The sequence below is a fragment of the Bacteroides sp. AM41-16 genome (assembly GCF_003603495.1).
Taxonomy (GTDB): Bacteria; Bacteroidota; Bacteroidia; order Bacteroidales; family Bacteroidaceae; genus Bacteroides; species Bacteroides uniformis.
Map to the genome: position 1 here is coordinate 70,147 of NZ_QTNE01000018.1, position 19,817 is coordinate 89,963.

Consider the following 19,817-nt stretch of genomic DNA (forward strand, 5'->3'; position numbering starts at 1 on the left):
TCAGCGCTGGTAACTCTTTGTCTGGTACTCTTTCCGATATTCATTGGGAGAGACTTTCTTCAAAGCTTTGAATTGGCGGGACAAGTTCTTCAGATTGTTTATTCCGACTTGTTCCGCCACATCTGCAATCGGAGCATCACTGGCCAACAGCAATTGGGCAAAACGTTCCATCCTAAGGTTGAAGATGTATTTGTGGATGGATTGCTGAGTGACTTGCTTGAAACGAATCTCCAATAAACGGCGTGATAATGGTACTTGTTTCACTATATCCGATACGGTGATATCAGCCGCTATATTCTGATGGATATATTTCAGAGCGGTTTGGATATGGGCATCGGTGGTAGAATAGAAGTCGGTTGAAAGCCGGTTGATTATATTAACTGGTTGGAGCACTACGTCCTGATAAGTGGCCTCCTCATCATTCAATAGATGTTCTATGAGGGCAGCTGCCTCAAATCCGCCTCTTACAATGTTTTGGCTGATACTGGATAGGGGAGGGTCTGAAAGATTGCATATAATCTCATCATTGTCGACTCCTAATATTGCTATCTTGTCGGGCACTCTGATGTTGTTGACTTTACAGATTTCCGTAATGCGGTTACCTTGATTGTCATCGCAAGCCATGAGTGCCGTAGGTTGTGGCAATGACTTTAACCAGTTGAGCAGGGGCGGTGCTTCATAAAACCATAAGTCATCAAGGGATTGGTCCTGATAAGAATAGAAATTGTTTCCAAACCCTTGGGCTGCTATACATTCATAGAAACCCTCGCAACGTTCTTGTGACCATACCGTATCGCGATAACCATAGAATGCGAAGTTCTGAAAGCCTTTACTCAGAAAAAACTCTGCTGCCATTCTGCCGGTCTTGCGGTAATCGCCGGTGATGTTTGGAATATTGCTGAACCTTGATTTATAATCCTGGGCCAATGCGATAATTCCGTTTTCACGGAATAGCTCCACGTTGTCATCATTGTCAAATCTGCCGATGATTGCATCTGCATGCCATGTCTTTGCCCATTTCAAGACTCCTTCTATACCATGACTGTTTTTGTAGGAGGGTGGCATACGGCATACTACCCATGGCTCATGGCTTTTGGAATAGGCCAATACCCCCTTTAGCAGATTGTACGAAAAGGACTCTGTAAAATCGGTCAATAATATCAATCGAATCATAGCAGTTGACTAAATGTAACTGATTGTTACTTATACAAATGTTAGCTTAATTGACAAATATAGGATTTTATTTCTTTTTCTTCAAATCTTTTCCCTCATATTTGCAGATTGCTTCAATCCATTTTTCTTCCAGTGGCTTGGACTCGTGTTTGGCGAGGTCGAAGGCTACCATGACGGAGGTACATACGCATTTTACTTCTTGGGTTTCCGTATCAATGACCCGTTGGGCGAGGTGGAAGCTTTTGGTTCCTATCTCAGTGACGGCAGTTTGCACGGCGATATGGTCCGAACCATAAATCTGTGCGAGGAAGTTTGCTTCAATATGGACGACAACGATACCATCCTTTTCCCAATCTACATCCGGGCATACGGAAGCGAAATATTCCGTTTTTCCTAAATCATAAAAAGAGAAGTAAACAGTGTTGTTTACATGGCCGAATTTGTCGACGTCATTGAAGCGTAGTTGTATGGGCAGGGTGTGGTTAAATTGAATTTCTTCCATTGTTTTCTCTTAAACTTTGTTTATAATCGCTGCAAAAATACTATTTTTGCGTGTTAATCCGTGAACTTATATATCAAGAAATGATAGAAGACATCAAAAAAGCCTGCCAGGTAATGAGCGAGGGCGGGGTAATTCTGTATCCGACAGATACGATTTGGGGTATAGGTTGTGACGCTACCAATGAAGAAGCGGTGCGCCGTGTATATGAAATCAAGCAACGCTCTGACAGTAAGGCGATGCTGGTATTGGTAGATTCTCCGGTAAAGGTGGATTTCTATGTGCAGGATGTTCCGGAGGTTGCCTGGGATTTGATAGAACTGGCTGACAAGCCCCTTACCATAATTTATTCCGGAGCGCGTAATCTGGCTCCTAACTTGCTTGCCGAAGATGGTAGTGTAGGTATCCGTGTCACCAGTGAGGCATTTTCAAAACGGCTTTGTCAGCAGTTCCGCAAGGCGATAGTCTCTACTTCTGCCAATGTCAGCGGGCAACCGTCTCCCGGTAACTTCAGTGAAATAAGTGAAGACATCAAGTCTGCGGTGGATTATATAGTAGGATACCGCCAGGAGGAAACGGGACGCCCGAAACCGTCCAGTATCATCAAGTTGGGCAAGGGCGGAGTCATTAAGATTATTCGCGAATAAAAGGAAAAATGGCAGAGGACAAGAGGAGTTTGTTGCAGCGCTTCATCATATGGCGCGAAAAGAATATCAAGGAAAAGCGGTTCATACTGATTCTCAGTTTTCTTGTAGGTATCTTTACGGCATTCGCCGCACTGATACTGAAAGTCATCATACACTGGATACAGAACTTCCTGACGGATAATTTCAATGCGACGGAAGCCAACTACCTTTATCTGGTCTATCCGGTAGTGGGTATCTTCCTGACCGGATTGTTTGTCCGCTACGTGGTGAAGGACGACATCAGTCATGGTGTTACCAAAATCCTATACGCCATCTCGCGGCGGCAGGGACGCATCAAACGGCATAACACTTGGTCGTCCATCATAGCCAGTTCCATTACCATCGGTTTCGGTGGTTCGGTCGGGGCAGAGGCGCCTATTGTGCTGACGGGTTCGGCTATCGGTTCCAATCTGGGAACCATCTTCAAGATGGAGCATCGTACGCTGATGCTATTGGTGGGATGTGGTGCTGCCGGTGCGGTTGCAGGCATTTTCAAGGCGCCGATTGCCGGTCTGGTATTTACGCTGGAGGTACTGATGATAGATTTGACAATGTCCTCCTTGTTGCCGTTGCTGATATCTGCGGTGACGGCTGCAACTGTTTCCTATATCGTGACGGGTACGGATGCCATGTTCAAATTCCATCTGGACCAAGCTTTCGAACTGGAGCGTATTCCGTATGTCATTATGCTGGGTATCTTCTGCGGATTGGTTTCCCTTTATTTTACCCGGGCCATGAACTCTGTGGAAGGCGTGTTCGGAAGGTTGAGAACTCCCTATAAGAAACTGATAATGGGCGGTGCCATGCTGAGTATCCTGATATTCCTTTTCCCACCGTTGTATGGCGAAGGTTACGATACGATAGAATTGTTGCTGAATGGGATGAGCAATGCCGAATGGGACACGGTGATGAATAATTCCTTCTTCTACGGGCACGGCAATCTGTTGCTGATATACCTCATACTGATTATTCTGTTCAAGGTTTTTGCCTCGAGTGCCACGAATGGCGGGGGCGGTTGCGGCGGTATCTTCGCACCTTCGTTGTATCTGGGTTGTATTGCCGGTTTTGTCTTTTCACATTTCAGCAATGAAATAGAGATGACGGCTTATCTGCCCGAGAAGAACTTTGCCTTGATGGGAATGGCGGGGGTCATGAGTGGGGTCATGCACGCTCCGCTGACCGGCGTGTTCCTCATAGCCGAGCTTACGGGAGGATACGACCTGTTTCTGCCACTGATGATTGTTTCCGTCAGTTCCTATCTTACCATCATCATGTTCGAGCCTCATAGTATCTATTCCATGCGTTTGGCCAAGAAAGGAGAACTGTTGACGCACCATAAGGACAAGGCCATCCTTACTTTGATGAAGATGGAGAATGTGGTGGAAAAGGATTTTGTGACCGTGCATCCCGAAATGGATTTGGGCGAACTGGTAAAGGCCATTTCTGCCTCGCATCGCAATGTCTTTCCCGTGACGGATAAGGAAGGGGTGCTGATTGGCATTGTCTTGTTGGACGATATCCGGAACATTATGTTCCGCCAGGAGTTATATCATCGCTTCACGGTGGGAAAACTGATGACTTCGGCTCCGGCACGTCTGTATGATACGGACAGTATGGAGCAGGTGATGCGCACCTTTGATGATACGAAGGCGTGGAATCTGCCGGTGGTGGATGCGGAAAACAAATACTTGGGCTTCGTGTCCAAGTCGAAGATATTCAACTCGTACCGTGAAGTATTGGTACATTTTTCAGAAGACTGAGGACTTTTTGGTATTTACTATTTTACTATTTACAAGTTACTATTTGCCGTTCGGGGTGATGGGGCATTGTAAATCGCAAAGAAGATGCTTCGTACATTGTAAATGGTAAATTGTAAATGGGCAAATGAGTTGCCTCGCAAATGGTACATTGTAAATGGTAAATTGTAAATGAAATGGTGGAAAAGAAGAATTTGAGGATTGTATATATGGGTACTCCCGACTTTGCGGTGGAGGCTCTTCGTTGTCTGGTAGAAGGAGGTTACAATGTGGTGGGTGTCATTACGATGCCCGACAAGCCTGCCGGACGGGGACATAAGCTCCAATTCTCTCCGGTGAAACAGTATGCACTGGAACATAATCTTCCGCTTCTTCAGCCGGAGAAGCTGAAGGATGAGGTTTTTGTGGAGGCGTTGCGTGCATGGAAGGCCGATTTGCAGATAGTCGTTGCCTTCCGCATGTTGCCGGAGGTGGTATGGAACATGCCGCGATTGGGCACCTTCAACCTGCATGCTTCCCTGCTTCCGCAGTATCGCGGCGCAGCCCCCATCAACTGGGCGGTGATTAATGGTGATACGGAAACGGGCATCACCACTTTCTTCCTGAAACATGAGATTGACACCGGTGAGGTTATCCAGCAGGTACGGGTACCCATTGCCGATACGGACAACGTGGGTATCGTCCACGACAAACTGATGCTGTTGGGCGGTCGCCTGGTGGTAGAAACCGTAGATGCCATTCTTGCCGGTACAGTGAAAAGTATTCCTCAAGAAGAAATGGCCGTCGTGGGTGAACTGCGTCCGGCACCGAAAATCTTCAAAGATACTTGTCGTATTGACTGGAACCGCCCGGTGAAGCGTATTTACGATTTTATACGCGGTCTTTCTCCCTATCCTGCCGCTTGGACGGAGCTGGTCCAACCCGGTGGAGAATCTGTTGTGGTAAAAATCTTCGAGACGGAGAAAATAGGGGAATCCCATCAACTGGTTCCCGGAACCTTGCAGACAGACGGGAAGACCTATATCCGCGTTGCTGCCGAAGATGGCTTTGTCGGCATCTGCTCCCTCCAGCTTCCGGGCAAGAAGAAACTGAAAACGGATGAACTGTTGCGCGGCTTCCGGTTGACGGAAGGATACGTGATGAAATAACTGATTGTCATTCAATGACTTCCTACTGCAAAACTACTGCACTCGTTTTGCAGCGTCACTGCAAACCGCTTTGCAGTGTTGCTGCAACTAATATGCAGTGTGACTGCAACTGCTTTGCAGTGCTACTGCAACACGTTTGCAGTGACGCTGCAAAAGGTATGCAGTAAGTTTGCAGTGAGAGTTTTGATTTCCAATGTTAGGCTGAATTAAATCTTTTCTCTATATTTGTACATAACAAAGTTCGTAAACTTTAGAACATAACATTATGAAACCAATCATATCCCCTTCTATTCTCTCTGCCGATTTTGGTTATCTGGCACGAGACATTGAAATGATTAACGAAAGTGAGGCTGAGTGGGTACATATCGACATCATGGACGGTGTGTTTGTCCCCAATATTTCTTTCGGATTCCCGGTACTGAAGTATGTGGCAAAACTGTCGCAGAAACCTTTGGATGTGCATCTGATGATTGTACAGCCGGAGAAGTTTATTCCGGAGGTGAAGGCTCTGGGGGCACATGTCATGAATGTGCATTACGAGGCTTGTCCGCATCTGCACCGTGTGGTGCAGCAAATCCGCGAAGCAGGGATGCAGCCGGCGGTAACAATTAATCCGGCAACTCCCGTATCCTTGTTGAAGGATATTATTAATGATGTATACATGGTGCTGATAATGAGCGTAAATCCTGGCTTCGGCGGACAAAAGTTCATAGAGCATTCTCTTGATAAAGTGCGCGAGTTGCGTGAATTGATTACGGTTACCGGTTCGCAGGCCTTGATAGAAGTGGACGGTGGCGTAAACTTGGAAACCGGTTCGCGTCTGGTAGAAGCTGGAGCAGATGTACTGGTGGCAGGCAATGCCGTTTTCTCGGCTCCCGATCCGAAGGAGGCCATCCGTGCATTAAGGAATCTGTAATCCGTCTTCTGGATTGATAATCGACAGCTGGCAACGGCATCCTTTCCTTCGACTGTTGATGCCGTTGGTAGTTGGTATTTTGTGTGGAGATGCGTTTCCACACGTGCTTTCTGCATGGGAGTATGTGGCAGGTTTTCTGCTTTTTCTTTTTATTATAGGTAGATACAAGCATACCGGATGGGTGTATGGAGCGGCGGTATACCTTTTCTTGGGTGGTACGGGGTGCTGCTTGATGAGTTGGCAGCAGGGAAAGAGGGTATTTCCCTTTTCGGGCAAACCTGCTGTTTATAGGGTTTGTATCCGTGAGCATCCAGAAGAGAGGGAGCGCAGCATATTGTGCAGGGTTGCCCTGCTGGGAGAGGTAGAGAAGGATACAGTTACGGGTTGCCCCCGGAATCATCTTTTTCTGGCTTATTTTCCGAAAGATTCTGCTACGGCCACTTTGCGCCGTGGTGATGAGTTGCTGGTATCTACCCGGCTTGTTCCTCCGGCAAACAATGGTAATCCCGACGAGTTTGACTATGCCCGCTACCTGAGGCGGAAAGGCTATAGCGGCACGGCTTACGTGGCTGACGGACATTGGCGGAAGACGGGGCATGATGCCTCTCGCACTGTCAGCCAGGTGGCACTGGATTATAGGGCGAAAGTGGTTGGCTTATACCGGAGTTTGGGCTTTGAAGCTGATGAATTGGCCGTGCTTTCTGCGTTGACGGTGGGGGATAAAGAGGAACTGAGCGATGATATTGTGGAGACCTATTCCGTTTCGGGAGCCAGCCATGTACTGGCACTTTCGGGGTTGCACATAGGTTTTCTGTATGCTTTGCTCTTGTTTGTGCTTCGTCCTTTGTGGAGGCGATGGCGGCGGTTAAAACCTTTGTTGCTTTTGCTTCTGGTCCTTTTCTTGGTGAGTTTTGCTTTTTTCACGGGATTGTCTTCCTCGGTGGTGCGGTCGGTCGTCATGTTCTCTTTGTTGGCGTTTGCCGGTTTGCAGCTGGAAAAGCCGCTGACTCTGAATACGCTGGCGGCAACTGCTTTCCTGATGCTGCTGTGCAAGCCGGTCTGGTTGTTTGATGTCGGTTTTCAGTTGTCATTCTCGGCGGTTGCAGCTATTGTACTTGTACAGCCTAAGTTATATGCCCTTTGGAAGGTTGACAATCGTTTCCTGCGATATTTGTGGGGACTTATGACAGTGTCTGTGGCTGCTCAGCTGGGCACGGCCCCTTTGGTCATTTTCTATTTCTCCCGTTTTTCCACTCATTTTCTGTTGACTAATCTTTGGGTAATTCCCATGGTGTCACTCGTTCTGTATTCTGCTGTCTTTCTGTTGATGCTTACGCCGCTGCCTTTTGTACAACATCTGTTTGCAAGGGTAGTAGAGGCATTGGTACATGTCCAGAATGAAGTGCTCCGCTGGATAGAGCATCTTCCCGGCGCTGCTGTTGATGATATTTGGCTGGATATATGGGGTGTTTTGCTCGTCTATCTGTTCTTGGGGATGGCATATTATGGCTTTCTACGCCTTACGGTACGTAGAGTCTGCTTTGCGTTGCTGGCATTGTTGGCAGTGATTTCCTGGCATTCCCTTTCCATCATGTCCAATGCTCCCCGGCAGGGGATTGCTTTTTATAGCGTGAGAGGTTGTCCCGTTGTCCATTGTATGGCAGACAACCGTCATTCTTGGTTGGCATGTGCCGATAGCTTGCCGGATATGCCGCGTCTGTGCCGTGCCCTTTCTCCGCATTGGAACCGCCTGCGTCTGGAGACTCCCCGATTGGTTGCCGGAGATTATACCACTTCCGGCTTATCCATGCGTAACCAGATTGTCTCTTACGCCGGTAAGCGCATCTGTCTTCTTTCCGACAACCGTTGGAGAAACAAGAACTCTTCCCATCCCCTTTCAGTTGATTATTTGTATGTCTCCAAGGGGTATCAAGGTGGGATAGAGGAACTTACTTCGCTCTTTTCCATGGGCATGGTGGTGCTTGACGCTTCTCTTTCAGACTATTATCAGAATAAGATTGCCAATGATTGCGTTCGCTTAGGTATTCCCTATCTTCTTCTTTCTCAAAAAGGTTCTTACCGCATATTGTTATAAATCACAAACTTTTCGTACTTTTGCCCCTTCAATTTGTTATAAACGCCAAATAGTAAATAGTCAATCGTCAAATAGTAAATAAAAATATGTTGACCAAAGTAATAGAACAATCCAAGATAGACCATTTCACCAAATGGTTTGACCGTGCAGACAAGATAGTAATCGTTTCACATGTGGGTCCCGACGGGGACGCCATCGGCTCTTCTCTGGGCTTGTGGCACTTCTTCAGCTCGCAGGGAAAGACGGCGAATGTTATTGTGCCGAACGCCTTTCCCGACTTCTTGAAATGGATGCCCGGGAGCAAGGACGTCCTTCTGTACGACCGCTACAAGGAGTTTGCCGACAAGCTGATTGCCGAGGCAGATGTCATTTGTTGTCTGGACTTTAATGCTATCCATCGTATAGATGCCATGGGTGACGCTGTTCTTGCATCCCCGGCAAGAAAAATACTGATAGACCATCATCTCCATCCGGAGGATTTCTGCAAGATTATCATTTCCCATCCGGAGATATCTTCCACTTCGGAACTGGTTTTCCGCCTGATTTGCCGTATGGGCTATTTCAGTGACATTTCAAGGGAAGGAGCGGAGTGCATCTATACGGGTATGATGACGGATACCGGCGGGTTCACCTATAATTCCAATAACCGGGAAATCTATTTCATCATCAGCGAACTGTTGTCGAAAGGTATTGACAAGGACGAGATTTACCGCAAGGTGTTCAATACTTATTCAGAAAGCCGTTTGCGCCTAATGGGATATGTCTTGTCACAAATGAAGGTCTATCCGGACTATCATGCAGCCTTAATTTCTCTGACTAAAGCCGAACAAAGCCAGTTCGACTATGTGCGTGGAGATAGTGAGGGGTTTGTGAACATTCCTTTAAGCATCAAAGGGGTGATTTTCTCTTGCTTCCTGCGTGAAGATACGGAGAAGCCGATGATAAAGATTTCTTTACGTTCGGTCGGTACATTCCCCTGCAATCAGCTGGCTGCCGAGTTCTTTGGCGGCGGCGGTCATTTGAATGCTTCCGGCGGTGAATTTTATGGAACGATGGATGAGGCCCGCAAGGTCTTTGAGCAGGCTTTGGAGAAATACAAACCGCTGCTGAATGCCAAAGGATAAAAAAAGTTCAGTTGTAAAGGTTAAAAGTTACGAACTTTCTATCTGCAGCTTTCAACTTTCAAGGAAATCAGATATTTTTGTACGAAATTACTAAATAACAGAAATGAAGAAACTTACTTTATTCTTTTTTGCCTTACTTGCAGTTTGTTTAGCCTTCCAGGCATGCGATAATTCTAAAACTTATGCCGAAATGCTTGAGGAAGAAAAAGATGCCATCAAAGCGTTTATCAAAGACAGTAGTATTGTCGTTATTTCTCAAAGTGAATTCTATGCGCAAGATTCGACAACGGATGTAAGCAGGAATGAGTATGTGCAGCTGGCAAGCGGGGTGTATATGCAGATTGTGGATAAAGGTTCGACGAATCCTGCGGATACAATAAAACCGAATGATTTGGTTTTGGTGCGTTATGAAGAGCTGAACTTGCAGTCTGGATATTTAATGTCTAATCTGGATATACCGATACCAGATTATTTGGATGAATTCAAATATACAGTTACCTCGTCATCTATTGCCGGAATTTTCATAAAGGGTTCTATGCGTCTTGCCTATGGTACGTCTGTGCCTGCTGGCTGGCTGGTGGCTTTGAAGTACGTTCGTGATAGGGCGCATGTGAAATTAATCGTTCCTTCTAAAATGGGGCAACAACAAGCTATGGAGAGGGTTTATCCTTGTTACTATGATATTCATAAATTCCAAATTTGGAACTAACCTATAAATTTTAAATCATTAACCTATGACTCTAATCAAATCTATTTCTGGAATCCGCGGAACTATTGGCGGTGGTGCTGGCGAGGGATTGAATCCGCTCGACATTGTGAAGTTCACTTCAGCTTATGCTACCCTGATTCGTAAGACGTGTACTGTAAAAAGTAACAAAATCGTGGTAGGGCGTGATGCCCGCATCTCTGGCGAGATGGTCAAGAACGTAGTAGTCGGTACCTTGATGGGTATGGGCTGGGATGTAGTGGACATTGATTTGGCTTCTACTCCGACTACCGAGCTGGCTGTAACCATGGAAGGTGCCAGTGGAGGTATTATCCTGACTGCCTCACACAATCCCAAGCAGTGGAATGCGTTGAAACTGTTGAATGAAAAGGGCGAATTTCTGAACGCTGCCGAAGGTCAGGAAGTACTCCGCATTGCAGCTGCCGAAGAATTCGATTATGCCGAAGTGGACCAACTTGGCTCGTACCGTCAGGATTTAAGCTACAACCAGAAACATATCGACAGCGTATTGGCGCTTGACCTTGTAGACGTGGAAGCTATCCGAAAGGCAAACTTCCGTGTAGCCATCGATTGTGTAAACTCTGTAGGTGGTATTATTCTGCCGCAACTACTTGAACAACTTGGTGTTCAGCACGTAGAGAAGCTCTATTGCGAACCGACCGGTAACTTCCAGCATAATCCCGAGCCTCTGGAAAAGAACTTGGGTGACATCATGAACCTGATGAAAGGAGGGAAGGCAGATGTTGCATTTGTTGTAGACCCTGATGTAGACCGCCTGGCAATGATTTGCGAAGACGGCAAGATGTACGGTGAAGAATATACACTGGTTACTGTTGCCGACTACGTATTGAAACATACTCCGGGCAATACGGTATCCAATTTGAGTTCGACCCGTGCCTTGCGCGATGTAACTCGCAAGTATGGGCAAGGATATTACGCTTCCGCCGTAGGTGAAGTGAATGTAACTACCAAAATGAAGGAGGTAGGTGCCGTTATCGGTGGCGAAGGAAACGGTGGGGTAATTTATCCGGCCAGTCACTATGGACGTGATGCCTTGGTAGGTATTGCCTTGTTCTTGAGCCATCTGGCACACGAAGGCAAGAAGGTGAGCGAACTCCGTGCATCCTATCCTGCATACTTCATGGCAAAGAATCGTGTAGACTTGACTCCTGAAACAGATGTAGATGCTATTCTTGCCAAGGTGAAGGAGCTGTATAAGAATGAAGAAATCAATGATATAGACGGTGTGAAGATTGACTTCCCCGACAAATGGGTTCATCTGCGTAAGAGCAATACGGAACCGATTATCCGTGTCTATAGTGAGGCTGCCACACCGGAGGCTGCCGAGGAAATCGGCCAGCAGATTATGAAGGTGATTGAAGACCTGGCTAAATAAGGCCGAACGAAATGTTATAATGAATGTCCCACTTTCCCGTGAAAGAGAAGTGGGACTTTTTTTAAACCTTCCCATGCACTCCTCCATCAAACTACTACTATGAATGGCATTTTAGATTCTATAGGCTCAGCAATAACCACTGTCAGTGACTTTGTCTGCGGGTATCCCTTATTTATCCTTCTGATAGGGGGAGGACTTTTCTTGTTCTTTTATTCCGGAGCTGTGTCCCTCCGCCGCATCGGATATTCGATAAAGGCCTTGCGCTATAAATCGGAAGTGGCGGGCGAAGGACAAATCAGTTCTTTCCAGGCCTTGATGAGCGCCATAGCGTCAACAGTGGGTATGGGGAATATTGCGGGGGTGGCTATCGCTATTACAGTAGGAGGGCCCGGAGCCATTTTCTGGATGTGGGTAAGTGCCGTTGTGGGTATGTCCACCAAATTCTTTGAAGGGGCTCTTGCCATTATGTACAAAGGACACGATTCTGCCGGAGAACCGCAAGGGGGGACGATGTATATCATTCTTCATGGGTTGGGCGAACGCTGGAAACCGTTTGCTTATTTCTTTGCGGTGGTGGGGTTGATAGGTACGTTGTGTGTAATGCAAGCCAATCAGTTGGTCGAGTCTGTCACTACGGTATTTACTACTCCGGCAGGAATAGAGAATACACTCGGCCTGCGTTTTGTGATGGGTATTGTCATCAGCCTGGTGGTAGGGGCGGTCATTATCGGTGGCATCCGGCGTATTTCGGTTATCTCGGCTAAAATAGTGCCGGTGATGGTTACTTGCTATATGCTGCTTGTCTTCGTTATTCTTTGTTTGAATTTTGATAAGTTGCCGGGAGTGTTGGCTTCCATTTTCCAGTCTGCCTTCAGCCTGGAAGCCGGTATCGGTGGAATTTTGGGAACTGCACTGACTGGTGCCCGCCGTGCTGCCTACGTCAATGAAGCAGGCGTAGGTACGGCCTCTATGATGCATGGCGCCTCCCGTAATGACAATCCCATTCGTGAGGGGCTGGTAGCCATGATTGGACCGGCCATCGACTCGGGGCTTGTTTGTACATTGACGGCCTTCCCTATTCTTATAGCTGGAAACTATGCGTCGGAAGGAGGCATAAAAGGCCTTTATATTGCTTTGAATTCTTTTGAGCAGCTCCTTCCCGGCTATGGGCATTATCTGTTGATGGTGATGGTCTTTTTCTTTGCCTTTTCTACCATGTTCTCTTATTCGTATTATGGACTGAAGTGCACCAACTTCTTGTTTGGTGCGGAGAATGCCAAGTATTATAACTACTTCTATTTGGTGATGATTGTTGTGGCTGCCATGATTCCGTTGGGAGCAGTGGTTGCCATCATGGATTTGGCTTTTGCCTTGATGGCATTGCCTACGATGACGTCACTGCTGTTACTTGCTCCACGGGTCAGGAGAAAGATGAAGGAATATTTTGCGAACTGATAGAAAGCAGCTTCCACTACAAGTTGATGACCTTTCCTATCTCTCCTTCAAAATTCGGGGTGAATACACCTTTGCCGATATTTGCCTTGATTTCATCGGGGCTCCAAAAACGTCCTCCGTCCAGCTCGTCACTGGGATGTATTTCACCGTCGTAGACAGTTTTGTGTACGAAGACCAGTTCCTTTTCGCGGGCAGACTCGAAGACGTAATGCATGACGGTTTCGGGAATAAAGTCGGTAATGCCGAGCTCTTCGCGTACTTCGCGTTTTAGCGCCATCTCTACACTTTCACCTAAATCGACGTGTCCGCCTACGGAGGTGTCCCACTTCCCCGGTTGTATGTCTTTCCATTCGGGACGTTTCTGTAGATACAACTCACCTTTGGAATTGAATACATGAAGATGGATTACCGGATGAAGCAGTTTGCTACCGTTATGGCATTCGCCACGGGTGGCGGCACCTGTGATGTTGCCTTGTTCGTCGACAAGGGGGAACATCTCTTGATTGTTATCGTGGTTCATTGTGCTTAGGGTATTAATAATGATGAATCTCCATAGCTCAGGAAGCGGAAATCATGTGCCAGTGCATAGTTGTAAATCTTCGGCCAATCACCGTGTACGAAAGCTGATACGAGCAGCAGCAAGGTACTTTGCGGTTGGTGGAAATTAGTCACCATAGCCTTCACGATTTTGTATTCATATCCCGGAGCGATAATGATTTGAGTGCTGGTATGCAGAGCCTCCATGCTATGTCTGTCCAGATAGGCAACAATGGCTTGCAGGGCTTCTACTGCAGAGGTGGCGGTGGCCTTGGCAGACATTTCATAAGGTTGCCATTGGTGGACGTGCAAGTCTTCCTCTGTGGCTTCTGGATTATTCAGTAAAGTGACTCCGATGTGATAAAGGCTTTCCAATGTGCGCACTGAAGTTGTTCCTACGGCCACTGCCTTGCCGCCGTGTACTATGAGTTTTTCCAATGTGTTGCGCGAGACAGAGATGTATTCCGTATGCATTTCGTGCCCTTCTATTTCTTCACTTTTCACCGGTTTGAAGGTTCCGGCTCCCACATGGAGTGTCAGCTCTTCCAATTCTACTCCTTTATTGCGCAATGCGTCCAATACGCGTGGGGTGAAATGCAGTCCCGCTGTAGGGGCAGCCACCGAACCTTTGATTTTGGAATAGACAGTCTGGTAAGTCTCCTTGTCACTTTCCTGGGTTTCCCGGTTCAAGTAGGGAGGGATGGGCAATTCACCGAAGACCTCGAGAATGTCGGCAAAAGTCACTTCCGGATTATTCCAGCGGAAGTTTACCCAATGGCTGGTTCCGTGGCATTCGCCCCGTTCGGCGGTCAGGGTGAGTGGTTTGCCTTTCACGGTCATCTCACGTCTCAGCATGCCTTCTTTCCATTTTTTCAGGTTGCCGACCATGCAGAGCCAAGCGGTATGCTCGGTTTGCTGGAAGTTGAGGGCATAGTCGTTCGGCTGTATAGGTTCTAGGCAGAATACTTCAATCAGTGCTCCCGTTTCTTTCCGGAAATGCAGGCGTGCTTGGATGACTTTGGTATTGTTGAATATCATCAGGCTTCCCGATGGCAGATACTCCGGCAGTGAAGTGAATCTGTCTTCTGAAACTTCTCCGTGGCGATACAATAACAGTTTGGACTGGTCACGTACGGACAATGGGAACTTTGCAATGCGTTCGTCCGGCAACGGGTAGTTGAATTCGCTGATTCTGATATGTCTGGGGTCTTCTTTCATGATGGCTTTCTCTTTATTATATCGGCTGCAAAGGTACGGATATTTGGGAAGATTTGAAGAATAAGGGAAATAATTCCTAACTTTGCAGGAAGAAAGTAGGAAAAGACAAACTAAAAGATAAGTTACTATGAAGATAGGAGATAAAGTTCGTTTCCTCAGCGAAGTTGGGGGTGGTGTTGTGACAGGATTTCAAGGGAAAAACATCGTGTTGGTGGAAGATGCCGACGGTTTTGACATACCGATGCCCATAAACGAATGTGTGGTGATAGAGACCGATGATTATAATATCCCCACTCCGGCAGCCAAAGCGGCTGCCAAGAAGAAGCGGGAAGAAGAGCAACAATTGCGTACGACCGCTACTGCGGCAAGGCCGTCTGCTATGGAGTCTCAGGTTTCAGAGCCTCAAACGGTCCGTTTGGAGAAACCGCAGATATCTGTTTATCGTCAGCCCGAGATGAAAGGCGGAGATATCCTGAATGTTTTTCTGGCTTTTGTTCCGGAGGATATCAAGGCTGTCAGCACTACACCTTTCGAGGCATATTTGGTGAACGACAGTAATTATTATATGTATTATACCTATTCGAGTGCTGAAGGAAAGTCCTGGACAGTCCGTTCGCATGGTTTGATAGAGCCGAATACGAAACTTCTGCTGGAGGAGTTCGAAAAGTCCGAGTTGAACGACCGTGAACGTGTGATGGTACAGCTGGTGGCATTCAAAGATAACCGTGCGTTCACAATGAAACCGGCTGTCAGTGTGGAAGTCCGCATAGATATGGTAAAGTTCTATAAACTGCATACATTCCAGCAGACGGTTTTCTTTGAAACACCGGCCTTGGTGTATGATATTGTCCGGAATGACCAGCCTGCCAAGCAGGTGTATGTTTCGGCAGAGGAACTGAAGGAGGCTTTGATACAGAAAAAAACGGCAGATACTCCATCCAAACTGCAGACGGTCATCAAACGTGGGGGCAAGAATGGGATTGTCGAGATTGACCTGCATATCGGCGAGTTGCTGGATGACACCTGCGGCATGAGCAACAGTGAAATATTGAATTACCAGCTGGACAAGTTTCGTGAAGTGATGGAACAATACAAGAAAAAGCGCGAACAACGCATCGTCTTTATTCATGGCAAGGGGGATGGTGTACTTCGTAAAGCGTTATTGGATGAGTTGAAACGTAAATATTCCAATTGCCGCCACCAGGATGCTTCGTTCCAGGAGTATGGATTTGGGGCGACGATGGTGACGATTAAATAAAATCAAGTATTTGAATAGTGAATAGGGCAGTTCAAACGTTGGAATGCCCTATTCATTATTTTTGATGGCTTATATAGCTAAATATTGTACTATGATGTGATTTTTTTGTTTCATTTTAATAAAGCGGTAACGTATGCTCTTTTATGGCTGAGAAATACGCCTTATACTTGATGGTATTTCGCAAAAATATTTTAAGTTTGTAGATGTATTGAATAAATAATCTAATTACGGGAAACATGGGAGAGAGGATGGATAAGCGAATTCGATTTTACATTTATTGGATATTAGGGCTTGTGTTTCTAGGGGCTTGTGCGCCCGGAGATAAAGAGGACGTATACACAGAGATGAGAGCTTTTGAGGATTTTTCCCGTATAAATGGAGATTCTGTGGCCATTGTGCCCCGCAAGGTAAGGTTGAAGGCTCTTCAAAAGATGGAAGAGGCAAAGGATAGCTTGGTCAAATATAATTATCTGGCAATGACACTGAAAACATATTTGATTACTTCACAACTTGATTCGGCGCAAATTGTAATCCAACAGATACATGCCTTTATAGAAAGGCAGCATAGTTCCTCTCAAATGGCAGATTTGGAATCCGAATGTTTCAATATGAAGGGAAATATCTTTGCACGCGTTGGGAATATGGATTCTGCCGAAATTTGCTTCCGGAAGGCTTATGAATTACGGATGAGAGGGACTAGGATTGAAGTGGTGCCGGATATTTTGATGAATCTTGCTGATGCGAATAACCGTTTAGGAAAATTGGACATAGGGGCAGCTTGGTATAGGAGAGCTTTGTTGATGTGCGACTCTTTGCATATGGCTTCTACCAAGAAACCTCCCATTTATTATGGTTTGGCACAAGTATATGTTACCATGCGTGATTTTGAACAGTGTGATTACTATTACAATCTTGCAGGGGAAAGCTATGACAATATGCTGCCTTATGAAAAATATATTTATTTGAATAATAGAGGGACTTCTTACTATTATAGGGAGGATTACCAGACAGCGATAAAATATTTCCAAAAGGTTATTGATTTAGTCGAAGGATATGATGATATGAGTTTTGAACTTAATCTGGGGAGGTTGAATTTAGGAGACTGTTATCTTCAACTGAATATGGTTGATTTGGCTGTTAAATATATAAATGAATGCCAACTTTTTTTTGAGGAAATGGGGGTAAGTACTGCACTATATTATATCGATACGCAGAAAATAGAATTGGCTCTGCTTCAGAAAGACTTTCAAGAGGCACGTCGTTTATTGTCCGAGAGTGTAGTCCCTCCGGGCATCGACCCTGATATGGTACATATCCGTAATAAATACCTTCAGCAGTTTTACGAGGAAACCGGCAACTACAAGAGGGCTTATCACTATCTGCAGAGGAACAACCTGCTTGATGATTCTATCAGGAATGAGCGTGTCCGGATGCGTACGGCAGACTTGACTTTGCGTTATCAGCAGGATTCTACCTTGATGGCACATCGGGTTTTGCTTCAGGAGCAGAAAAACGAGGTGCTGGTGCTGAGGCAGACACAGTTTGTCGTGTTTGCTGTAGCTGTTGTATCTATATTGACGGCGGTTTTCCTTTATCTGTACAGCAAAAAGAAACGTGCTTTGTTGCTTGCACGGAATCATCGCACAGTCTCTACACTTCGTCTGGAGAATATCCGTAACCGCTTGTCCCCTCATTTCATCTTCAATGTGCTGAACAGGGAGATGGCGGAGCGGAATGTAGAAGAAAAGCAAGAGCTTTCGTCGCTGGTAAAACTGATGCGTTGCAATCTGGAATTGGCGGAACAACTGTGTGTAACCTTGGCAGAGGAGCTGGATTTTGTGAAAACATATATTAATCTGGAACGCCGTTCTTTAGGTCCGGATTTTCATTCGGAACTGAAGATAGAAAAGGATGTGCAGCCGGAGCAAATAAGGATTCCGTCTATGATGATTCAAATTCCGGTTGAAAATGCAGTGAAGCATGCGTTGCGCGAGAAGGAAGGTGAACGTAATCTTTGGGTTTCGGTCTGCCGCCGGGGAAACGGTATCTGTATAAAGATAACGGATAATGGTGGCGGTTATCGTCCGGACAGTCGGAACCGGGGCACGGGGACGGGAATGAAAGTCATTATGCAGACCATTCAGATTCTCAACAATAAGAATAAGGAGGCCATTGATGTTTCAGTGCACAATGTCTCTCTACAGAGTGGTGAGATGGGATGTGAGGTGACTTTCTGGTTGCCAGACAACTACGATTACAGGATTTAAAAGAACCGTTTAATCTCGTTTTTTGCAAGGATAGGCATATTTACAGACAAATAGTCCGTAAATGACCTTCTATTGCTTTGTATGGGAGTAGGATTATGTATATATTCGCGAGAAGAAAAACATAAAAGGAACATGGATAAATATAAGGTTGCAATAGTTGACGACGATGAGGTGGCTCTTGAGAATCTGAGTTTTGAATTGGGAAAGGATGCACGCTTCTTTTTGAAAGGAACTGCCCGTAATGGTAAACAAGGGAAAAAACTCATTGCCAAGGTACAGCCGGATTTGTTGTTCTTGGATGTGGAACTGCCGGACATGACTGGAATGGAATTACTGCAGGAAATACGTGACAGTGTTTCGTGGAATATGCGGATTGTTTTCTATACGGCTTATGATAAGTACATGATTCAGGCTATCCGGGAGGCTGCGTTCGACTATCTGCTGAAACCTTTTGAAGAGCAGGAGTTGCGGGATATTCTTGCGCGTTTTGTAGAGCAGGCAGAGGCCGGGCAGAGAATGTCATATCCCATTGGTGCACCGTTGCATACCGGACAGACATTTATCGTATTTACGCCAACTAATGATATGCGTGCGTTGCGTCCGGCTGAAATCGGCTTTTTTCGCTATTGTTCCGAGCGTAAACAATGGGAGGTGATACTAAACAACCAGCCGCCGTTGGTGTTGCGTCGCGGAATGACTGCTGAGCAGATTACTCAATATTCATCCAGTTTCGTGCAGATACATCAATCGTATATTATCAATATTGATTATCTGATGATTATAAAGGATAGCAAATGCATGCTTTATCCACCATTTGACAAAGTGACGGAACTGCTGGTTTCCAGAAAGTATAAGAAAGAGCTGCAAGACAGATTCTGCTTGTAAAGTGATAAGAATTATTTGGTTAGGGAGTTGACGCCGCAGGTTTTGGTGGCGTTGACGTAAAGAAAAGGCATTGAACCTCTAAAGTCCAATGCCTTTTTATTTATCAAATACTATTTTCGTATTTATCAGAAGCGAAGTTTATTTCACTTCGATACCTTTGTTCTGCAGTGTGACGTTCAATACTCTGGCATAATCAGCATACTGCTTTTCATTCAGAGTCTTTTTCATCAACTTCAGATTACCATAAACTGCATTACGGAGTAACTTCTCCTGATTCTTCTTGGAATTTGTAGCGCGTTCCATCTGTTCTGTAAAATATTCGCAGATGTTTGCCACTTCTTCATGCTGGTTGGAATCCAGATTCAAATACTTGCTCAACTTTGTTATGTTGATATTACCTTCCCATTTTGCAGTTGTAGGTTGGTTTCCTGCTGCAAATGTTGTAGCAGTCAGGCAGACTGCTGCCACTAATGTTAATCCTAAACGTTTCATAATACCTACTTTTTAATTGTTATTCCTAAAAACTAATCTCAATCTAATACCTATTGAAAACTCTCTAAGCGCTTAGCTTTTTCTTTTTACCTATGCAAATATAGGTATATGTTTTATAACACAAAAATGAATACGTAAAAAAGTGTAGTTTATACCTTCATTTCTTGACTTAAATCAATTTTAT

At 45.7% G+C, this 19,817-nt stretch carries 17 protein-coding genes; 12 read left to right on the forward strand and 5 right to left on the reverse strand.

The window, feature by feature from the left end:
- Entirely contained in the window at positions 1–1,173 is a 1,173-nt protein-coding gene (locus tag DW896_RS15330; protein ID WP_005830046.1) for a DNA-binding transcriptional regulator, read from the reverse strand.
- 67 nt (positions 1,174–1,240) lie between these two features.
- The gene (locus DW896_RS15335) at positions 1,241–1,675 is read right to left on the reverse strand and encodes a thioesterase family protein (RefSeq protein ID WP_005830048.1); all 435 of its coding nucleotides are present in this window, start codon (positions 1,673–1,675) and stop codon (positions 1,241–1,243) included.
- Positions 1,676–1,755: 80 nt separating this feature from the next.
- On the opposite strand from DW896_RS15335, the gene DW896_RS15340 reads away from it, so the two are divergent.
- From DW896_RS15340 to DW896_RS15380, 9 genes are all read left to right on the forward strand, one after another.
- Positions 1,756–2,319, forward strand: coding sequence for an L-threonylcarbamoyladenylate synthase (locus DW896_RS15340; protein ID WP_005830050.1), 564 nt, complete (start codon positions 1,756–1,758; stop codon positions 2,317–2,319).
- Between the two features lie 8 nt (positions 2,320–2,327).
- Positions 2,328–4,118 carry a chloride channel protein gene (locus DW896_RS15345; protein WP_016273078.1) on the forward strand — a complete coding sequence of 597 codons (1,791 nt, stop codon included), beginning with the start codon at positions 2,328–2,330 and terminating at the stop codon, positions 4,116–4,118.
- A gap of 173 nt (positions 4,119–4,291) precedes the next feature.
- Positions 4,292–5,263 carry a methionyl-tRNA formyltransferase gene (gene fmt / locus DW896_RS15350; RefSeq protein WP_119993514.1) on the forward strand — a complete coding sequence of 324 codons (972 nt, stop codon included), beginning with the start codon at positions 4,292–4,294 and terminating at the stop codon, positions 5,261–5,263.
- 265 nt (positions 5,264–5,528) lie between these two features.
- A complete protein-coding gene (gene rpe / locus DW896_RS15355; protein WP_005830060.1) occupies positions 5,529–6,179 on the forward strand; it encodes a ribulose-phosphate 3-epimerase in 651 nt (216 codons plus the stop codon).
- A 58-nt stretch (positions 6,180–6,237) separates the two neighbouring features.
- Positions 6,238–8,274: a ComEC/Rec2 family competence protein gene (locus DW896_RS15360; RefSeq protein WP_119993517.1), complete on the forward strand. Its 2,037-nt coding sequence runs from the start codon at positions 6,238–6,240 to the stop codon at positions 8,272–8,274.
- A gap of 86 nt (positions 8,275–8,360) precedes the next feature.
- A complete protein-coding gene (locus tag DW896_RS15365) occupies positions 8,361–9,398 on the forward strand; it encodes a bifunctional oligoribonuclease/PAP phosphatase NrnA (protein ID WP_005830066.1) in 1,038 nt (345 codons plus the stop codon).
- 103 nt (positions 9,399–9,501) lie between these two features.
- Positions 9,502–10,107: a DUF4827 domain-containing protein gene (locus DW896_RS15370; protein WP_005833312.1), complete on the forward strand. Its 606-nt coding sequence runs from the start codon at positions 9,502–9,504 to the stop codon at positions 10,105–10,107.
- 25 nt (positions 10,108–10,132) lie between these two features.
- Positions 10,133–11,521, forward strand: a complete 1,389-nt coding sequence (gene glmM, locus DW896_RS15375; protein WP_119993519.1) for a phosphoglucosamine mutase — start codon at positions 10,133–10,135, stop codon at positions 11,519–11,521.
- Positions 11,522–11,620: 99 nt separating this feature from the next.
- Complete coding sequence (locus DW896_RS15380) at positions 11,621–12,976, forward strand: sodium:alanine symporter family protein (protein ID WP_009037902.1); 1,356 nt, start codon at positions 11,621–11,623, stop codon at positions 12,974–12,976.
- A 16-nt stretch (positions 12,977–12,992) separates the two neighbouring features.
- Here the strand turns inward: DW896_RS15380 and DW896_RS15385 are convergent, their stop codons facing one another.
- Positions 12,993–13,496, reverse strand: coding sequence for an NUDIX domain-containing protein (locus DW896_RS15385; protein WP_005830075.1), 504 nt, complete (start codon positions 13,494–13,496; stop codon positions 12,993–12,995).
- A 5-nt stretch (positions 13,497–13,501) separates the two neighbouring features.
- Entirely contained in the window at positions 13,502–14,731 is a 1,230-nt protein-coding gene (locus DW896_RS15390) for an S-adenosylmethionine:tRNA ribosyltransferase-isomerase (protein WP_009037903.1), read from the reverse strand.
- 127 nt (positions 14,732–14,858) lie between these two features.
- Between DW896_RS15390 and DW896_RS15395 the strand changes: the two genes are divergently transcribed.
- The 3 genes from DW896_RS15395 to DW896_RS15405 all read left to right on the forward strand — a co-directional run bounded on the left by DW896_RS15395 (position 14,859) and on the right by DW896_RS15405 (position 19,141).
- Positions 14,859–15,989, forward strand: coding sequence for a DUF2027 domain-containing protein (locus DW896_RS15395; RefSeq protein WP_009037904.1), 1,131 nt, complete (start codon positions 14,859–14,861; stop codon positions 15,987–15,989).
- 236 nt (positions 15,990–16,225) lie between these two features.
- Positions 16,226–18,256, forward strand: coding sequence for a histidine kinase (locus DW896_RS15400; protein WP_009037905.1), 2,031 nt, complete (start codon positions 16,226–16,228; stop codon positions 18,254–18,256).
- Positions 18,257–18,388: 132 nt separating this feature from the next.
- A complete protein-coding gene (locus DW896_RS15405) occupies positions 18,389–19,141 on the forward strand; it encodes a LytTR family DNA-binding domain-containing protein (protein ID WP_005833286.1) in 753 nt (250 codons plus the stop codon).
- 138 nt (positions 19,142–19,279) lie between these two features.
- Here the strand turns inward: DW896_RS15405 and DW896_RS15410 are convergent, their stop codons facing one another.
- Positions 19,280–19,633, reverse strand: coding sequence for a hypothetical protein (locus tag DW896_RS15410; protein ID WP_005830102.1), 354 nt, complete (start codon positions 19,631–19,633; stop codon positions 19,280–19,282).
- Between the last annotated feature and the right edge of the window lie 184 nt (positions 19,634–19,817).